Origin of the sequence: Endozoicomonas sp. ALB115, from assembly GCF_049310245.1 — a bacterium.
Classification (GTDB): Bacteria; Pseudomonadota; Gammaproteobacteria; order Pseudomonadales; family Endozoicomonadaceae; genus Endozoicomonas.
Genome location: NZ_JBLYZG010000119.1, coordinates 1 through 6,362 on the forward strand (window position 1 = coordinate 1; position 6,362 = coordinate 6,362).

At 49.4% G+C, this 6,362-nt stretch carries 4 protein-coding genes; all 4 read right to left on the minus strand.

Annotated features, from left to right (window positions below; translation table 11 throughout):
• Positions 1 to 695: hypothetical protein (locus ACO6VE_RS23580; protein WP_422463857.1), on the minus strand; the 695-nt coding region annotated here is incomplete at its 3' end.
• Positions 696 to 800: 105 nt separating this feature from the next.
• The gene (locus ACO6VE_RS23585; RefSeq protein ID WP_422463859.1) at positions 801 to 4,307 is read right to left on the minus strand and encodes a DUF1601 domain-containing protein; all 3,507 of its coding nucleotides are present in this window, start codon (positions 4,305 to 4,307) and stop codon (positions 801 to 803) included.
• A gap of 147 nt (positions 4,308 to 4,454) precedes the next feature.
• Positions 4,455 to 5,939: an RAP domain-containing protein gene (locus ACO6VE_RS23590; protein WP_422463861.1), complete on the minus strand. Its 1,485-nt coding sequence runs from the start codon at positions 5,937 to 5,939 to the stop codon at positions 4,455 to 4,457.
• Positions 5,940 to 6,024: 85 nt separating this feature from the next.
• The coding region (locus ACO6VE_RS23595) for a hypothetical protein (protein ID WP_422463862.1) at positions 6,025 to 6,362 on the minus strand (338 nt) is incomplete at its 5' end.

A 6,362-nucleotide genomic window follows, 5' to 3' on the forward strand; every position in this document is an offset into this window, starting at 1 on the left:
GCCACGGCCTCGTTGAACTCTGGCGTCCGCTCCTGCCCGTTGTCCACCAGTTTCGCCATGGCCCACAGCAGGTTAGCGATTTCCTGAGCACTAATATCACGGGCTTTCGGTTTTTGGTTGCAGTTAAATATTATTGCATCAAGAAGTGTCGACAATAAGACAGCTTGAGTGAGCTGAACACGCTCATCCAGCGGTTTATGAGGGGTAAAAACACCTGCTGAAGTCAATGAGTGAAGTGTTGTCGTCAGGCTTCGCCAATTCCAGCTCCGTGTTGCCGTAAAATTTTGCAGCAAGCGCATCAGCTGGCTTTGTTCTGTGCGATTTAACGGTCTTTTAGCAGCTGATGAGTATTTTTTAATTAAACTGGCATACTGACCGTGATTTCTCCCATCATAGCGATAGCCGAAATGATGCGATTTACTTACCAGGTCATCCATTACTTCTTGTTTGATGAGGGCATTAAAATCTTGAGTAGGGTTTACTGTACGGCGCTGTAGATATTGACAAGAGCGTGTGTCAGAAGAATGGTAAAATTCATTGCGACCCGGTGCCGTGCGGGGGGGATGATTCCATGGTCTGACAGTGGCATGTCGGTATCGCCCATGCCTTGAAGAAGGGGCATGGCCATTCGGTTCGTTGTAACTGTTATCTGATCTTGGGTATTGACCACTGATACCAGCAGAACGTCTATCCATAATTAAATTTCATTAATTCATGAAAATATTAAAGGCAGACTGCTGTTATGCCCAGAAGTTCATTGTGCGGCAAAGTATACTTGAGTCATGATGGGAGGAGGGCGATTACTGGCTGCTTGCTTTCTTCCTCTTTGCCGGGTTGGTTTGCTCTGCTAAATGTTCTTCGGTAGTAACGTATGCAGTACCTGCCCACCCTCTTTTAAGTGATACAAAACCATGACCCTGTGGTGGGATGCCTATCCTGGTCTTTATTTGATCAATGTATGGTTTCATTAAATCGTTGCTCAAAAGCTGGTTAGTCGGGATTTCAATGACCTCAAATCCTGCTTTTTGCAGCAGTGCGATTTTCAGCAGAGTCGAACCGTTCCTGGTTTTGAAATCACCACCCACATAATGAGAGGGACCCTGAACTTCAATCACCATGTTGTGATCTGGCAGAAGCAGGTCAACCGGAGGTAATGAGTTCAGACTCTTTTCCTCTTCGATCTTCAAAAATGGAATAGATGATTTGAGTTGATCGCGGAGGTCGACCTGGGTTTTTGAAATGTTTGTGTGGTAATGGCGAACGACCGGACAGGCTCTGCCAAGCCAACTTGCAGCCATGGTAATGATGGATTGTTCCTCATCATTGTCTGGCGAGGTATTTTCCAGGCGAGTGAACAGGTCATCCATGTGCTTTTCAAACACGTTACTTTTATTGGCATTGGAATCCAGAAACAACCTGGCACAGCATACCATGACTCCCCAGAGAGACAACGGTATCTCTTTCTGTGAAAACTGAGGGTTCTCTCTGATTCGATAGACAAGCGATTCGAACGTAGAGGTAACCACGTCCAGCTCAAGGAGTTCACCCAGTTTCGCCATGGCCCATAGCATGATGGCAATACCCTGGGCATTAAATTGGTTTTTCTGTGCGTTTACGCGGGGCAACAGCGCGGCCACGGCCTCTTTGAACTCTGGTGTCCACTCGTGGCCGGTATCCACCAGTTTTGCCATGGCCCACAGCAGGTTGGCGATATGCTGAGGAATAAACTGGTCTTTCTGTGCGTCCACGAGGGGCAGAAGTGTGGCCACGGCCTCTTTGAACCCAGGTGTCTGCTCCAGCCCGTTGTACAAAAGTTTCGCCATGGCCCACAGCAGGTTGGCGATTCCCTGTGGTTTAAAGTCAGCTTTCTGTACTTTCATGTGGGGCAGCAGCGCAGCCACGGCCTGGTTGAAATCTGGTGTCTGCTCCTGGCTGTTGTCCACCAATTTCGCCATGGCCCAGAGCAAGTTGGCGACTCCCTGCGGAACAAATTGGTCTTTCTGTCTGTGCACGCAGGGCAACAGCGCGGCTATGGCCTCTTTCAGATGAGGTGTCCGTTCCTGCCCGTTGTCCACCAGTTTCGCCATGGCCCACAGAAGGTTGGTGATTTCCTGCGGAATGAAGTTAGCTTTCTGTGCGTTCATCTGAGACAACACTGCGGCCACGGCCTCTTTGAGCTCTGGTGTTTGCTCCAGCCCGCTGTCCACCAGTTTTGCCATGGCCCACAGCAGATTGGCGATTTCCTGTCGTTTAAAGTTGGCTTTCTGTGCATTTACCTGGGGCAACAGCGCGACCACGGCCTCTTTGAACTCTGGAGTCAGCCTCTGCCCGTTGTCCACCAGTTTTGCCATGGCCCACTTCAGGTTGGCGATATGCTGAGGAATAAATTGGTTTTTCTGTGCGTTCACGAGGTGCAACAGGGCGGCTAAAGCCTCTTTGAGCCCTGGTGTCCGCTCCAGCCCGTTGTCCACCAGTTTCGCCATGGCCCATAGCAGGTTGGCGATACCCTGGGCAGTAAATTGGTCTTCCTGTGCGTTCACGTGGGGCAACAGCGCGGCTACGGCCTCTTTGACCCCTTGAGTGTGCTCCTGCCCGATGTCTACTATTTTCGCCATGGCCCACAGCAGGTTGGCAATAGCCTGCGGAATAAATTGGTCTTTCTGTGCGTTCACGTGGGGCAACAGGGCTGCCACGGCCTCTTTGAACACAGGTGTCTGCTCCAGCCCGTTGTCCACCAGTTTCGCCATGGCCCACAGCAGGTTGGCAATGTTCTGGGCATTAAGTTGGTTTTTCTGTGCGTCCAGGAGGGACAGCAGGGCGGCCACGGCCTCGTTGACCCCTGGTGTCCGCTCCAGCCCGTTGTCCACCAGTTTCGCCATGGCCCACAGCAGGTTGGCAATGCCCTGGGCATTAAGTTGGTTTTTCTGTGCGTTCATGAGGGGCAACAGGGCGGCCACAGCCTCGTTGAGCCCTGGTGTCTGTTCCTGCCTGTTGTCCACCAGTTTCGCCATGGCCCACAGCAGGTTGGTGATGTGCTGAGGAATAAATCGGTTTTTCTGTGCGTTCACGAGGGGCAACAGGGTGGCCACAGCCTCGTTGAGCCCTGGTGTCCGCTCCAGCCGGTTGTCCACCAGTTTCGCCATGGCCCACAGCAGGTTGGCAATGCCCTGGGCGTTAAATTGGTCTTTCTTTGCATTCAGGAGGGGCAGCAGGGCGGCCACCGCATCTTTGAGACCTGGTGTCCGCTCCAGCCCGTTGTCCACCAGTTTCGCCATGGCCCACAGCAGGTTGACAACGCCCTGGGCATTAAACTGGTTTTTCTGTGCGTTCACGTGGGGCAACAGCGTGGCCACGGCCTCGTTGAGCCCTGGTGTTCGCTCCAGCCCGTTGCCCACCAGTTTCGCGATGGCCCACAGCAGGTTGGCAATGGCCTGGGCATTAAACTGGTTTTTCTGTGCCTTGATGAGGGGCAACAGGGCGGCCATAGCCTCTTTGAGTTCTGCTTTACGCTCCTGCTTGTTGTCCAGCAGTTTTGCCATGGCCCACACCAGGTTGGTGACTTCCTGTGGTTTAAAGTGAGCTTTCTGTGCGTTCACGTGGTGTAACAAAGCGACAACGGCCTCGTTAAGCTCTGGTGTCCGTTCCTGCCCGTTGTCCACCAGTTTTGCCATGGCCCACAGCAGGTTGGCGATTCCCAGGGCATCAATATCCCTGGCTGGAGGCTTTTGGTTGCAGTTAAATATTATTGCATCAAATAGCGTTGACAATAAGTTAGCCTGAGTAAGTCTAACTCGCTCATCCATGGGTTTATGTAAGGTAAAAACACCCGCTGAAGTCAATGAGTGCAGTGTTGTCGTCAGGCTTCGCCAATTCCAGCTCCGCGTTGCCGTGAAATTTTGCAACAAACGCATCAGCTGGCTTTGTTCAGCTCGATTTAACGGTCTTTGAACAGTTGACGTGTATTTTTTAATTGAACTGGCATATTGCCCGTGATTTCTCCCATTATAGCGATGACCGAAACGATCCGATTGACTTACCAGATCATCCATTATTTCTGGTTTGATGAGGGCATTAAAATCTTGAGCAGAGTTGACTGAACGGCACTGTAGATGTTGAGAAGAGCATGTGCCAGAAGAATGGTAAAATTCATTGCGACCCGGTGCAGTGCAGGGGGGATGATTCCATTGTCTGACTGTGGCATGTCTGTATCGCCCACGCCTTGAAGAAGGGGCATGGCCATTCGGTTGGTTGTAACCGTTATCTGATCTTGTGTATTGATCACTGATACCAGCAGAACTTCTATCCATAACTATATTTCATTGATTCATGAAAATATAAAAAGCAGACTGCTGTTCTGTTCAGAAGTTCATTTTGCGGAAAAGTTTACTTGAGTCATGATGGGAGGAAGGCGATGACTGGCTGCTTGTTTTCTTCCTCTTTGCTGGGTTGGTTTGCTAATTTGAATGTTCTTCGGCAGTTACGTATGCAGCATCTGACCACCCTCTTTTAAGTGATGCAGAGTCATGACCCTGTGGCGCGATGCTTTCCCTGATCTTTATTTGATCAATATAGGGTTTCATTAAATCTTTCTTCAAAAGCTGGTTAGCCGGTATTTCAATGACCTCAAATCCTGCTTTTTGCAACAGTGCGATTTTCAGCAGAGTTGAACCATTCCTGGTTTTGAAATCACCACCCACGTAATGAGAGGGGCCCTGAACTTCAATCACCATGTTGTGATCGGGCAGTAGCAGGTCAACCGGAGGTAATGAGTTCAGACTCTTTTCTTCTTCAATCCTCAAAGATGGAATAGATGATTGGAGTTGATCGCGGAAGTCGACCTGGTTTTTTGAACTGTTTGTGTGGTAATGGCGAACGACCGGACAGGCTCTGCCAAGCCAACTGGCAGCCAGGGTAATGATGGATTGTTCCTCTTCATTGTCTGGCGATGTATTTTTCAGGCGAGTGAATAGGTCATCCATGTGCTTTTCAAACACGTTGCTTTGATTAGCATTGGAATCCAGAAACAACCTGGCACAGCATACCATGACTCCCCACAGAGACAACGGTATCTCTTGCTGAGAAAACTCAGGGTTCTCACTGATTCGATAGACAAGCGATTCGAACGTATAGGTAACCACGTTCAGCTCAAGGAGTTCACCCAGTTTTGCCATGGACCAAAGCAGGTTAGCGATTTCCTGTGGTTTAAAGTTAGCTTGTTGTGCGATCACGAGAGGCAACAGGGCGACCACAGCCCCGTTGAGCTCTGGTGTCCGCTCCTGCGCGTTGTCCACCAGTTTCGCCATGGCCCACAGCAGGTTGGCGATTCCCTGGGCATCAATATCCCATGCTTCAGCTTTTTTGTTGCACTTGAATCTTATTGCATCCAGTAGCGTTGACAATAAGGCAGCTTGAGTACGCTTGACACGCTCATCCACGGGTTTATGAGGGGTAAAAACACCTGCTGAAGTCAATGAGTGAAATGTTGTCGTCAGGCTTCGCCAATTCCAGCTCCGCGTTGCTGCGAAATTTTGCAGCAAACGCATCAGCTGGCTTTGTTCCGCTCGATTTAACGGTCTTTTGGCAGCTGACGTGTATTTTTTAACTGAACTGGCATACAGGCCGTGATCTCTCCCATCATAGCGATGACCGAAACGTTTTGATTTCCTCACCAGACCAGCCATTATTTCTGGTTCGATGAGGGCATTAAAATCTTGAGCAGAGTTTACTGAACGGTGCATTAAATATTGAGAAGGGCTTGTCTCAGAAGAATGGTGAAATTTATTACATCCCGGGGTAGAGCGGGGGTGACTATCCCGCTGTCTGACTGTGGTATGTCTGTATCGCCCACGCCTTGAAGAAGGGGCACGGCCATTCGGCTGGTTGTAACCGTTATCTGATCTTGTGTATTGACCACTGATACCAGCAGAACTTCTATCCATAATTATATTTCATTAATTCATGAAAATATAAAAAGCAGACCGCTGTTCTGCTCAGAAGTTCATTGTGCGGAAAAGTTTCCTTGAGTCATGATGGGAGGAAGGCGATTACTGACTGTTTGTTTTCTTCTTCTCTTCTTCTTCTCTTCTTCTTCTTTTTTGCTGGGTTGGTTTGCTCTTCTAAATGTTCTTCGGCAGTGACGTATGCAGCATCTGCCCACCCTCTATTAAATGATATAGAGCCATGCTCCTGTGGGGGGATGCCTATCCTGGTCTTTATTTGATCAATGTATGGTTTTATTAAATCCTGATTCCAAAGCATGTTAACCGGGATTTCTATGACCTCAAATCCTGATTTTTGCAGCAGTGCGATTTTAAGCAGAGTCGAACCATTCCTGGTTTTGAAATCACGACCCAGGTAATGAG

Excerpts from the sequence above, each read along its gene's own strand:
- ACO6VE_RS23585 (WP_422463859.1), bottom strand. The coding sequence starts at position 4,307 with ATGGATAGAAGTTCTGCTGGTATCAGTGATCAATACACAAGATCAGAT.
- ACO6VE_RS23590 (WP_422463861.1), bottom strand. The coding sequence starts at position 5,939 with ATGGATAGAAGTTCTGCTGGTATCAGTGGTCAATACACAAGATCAGAT.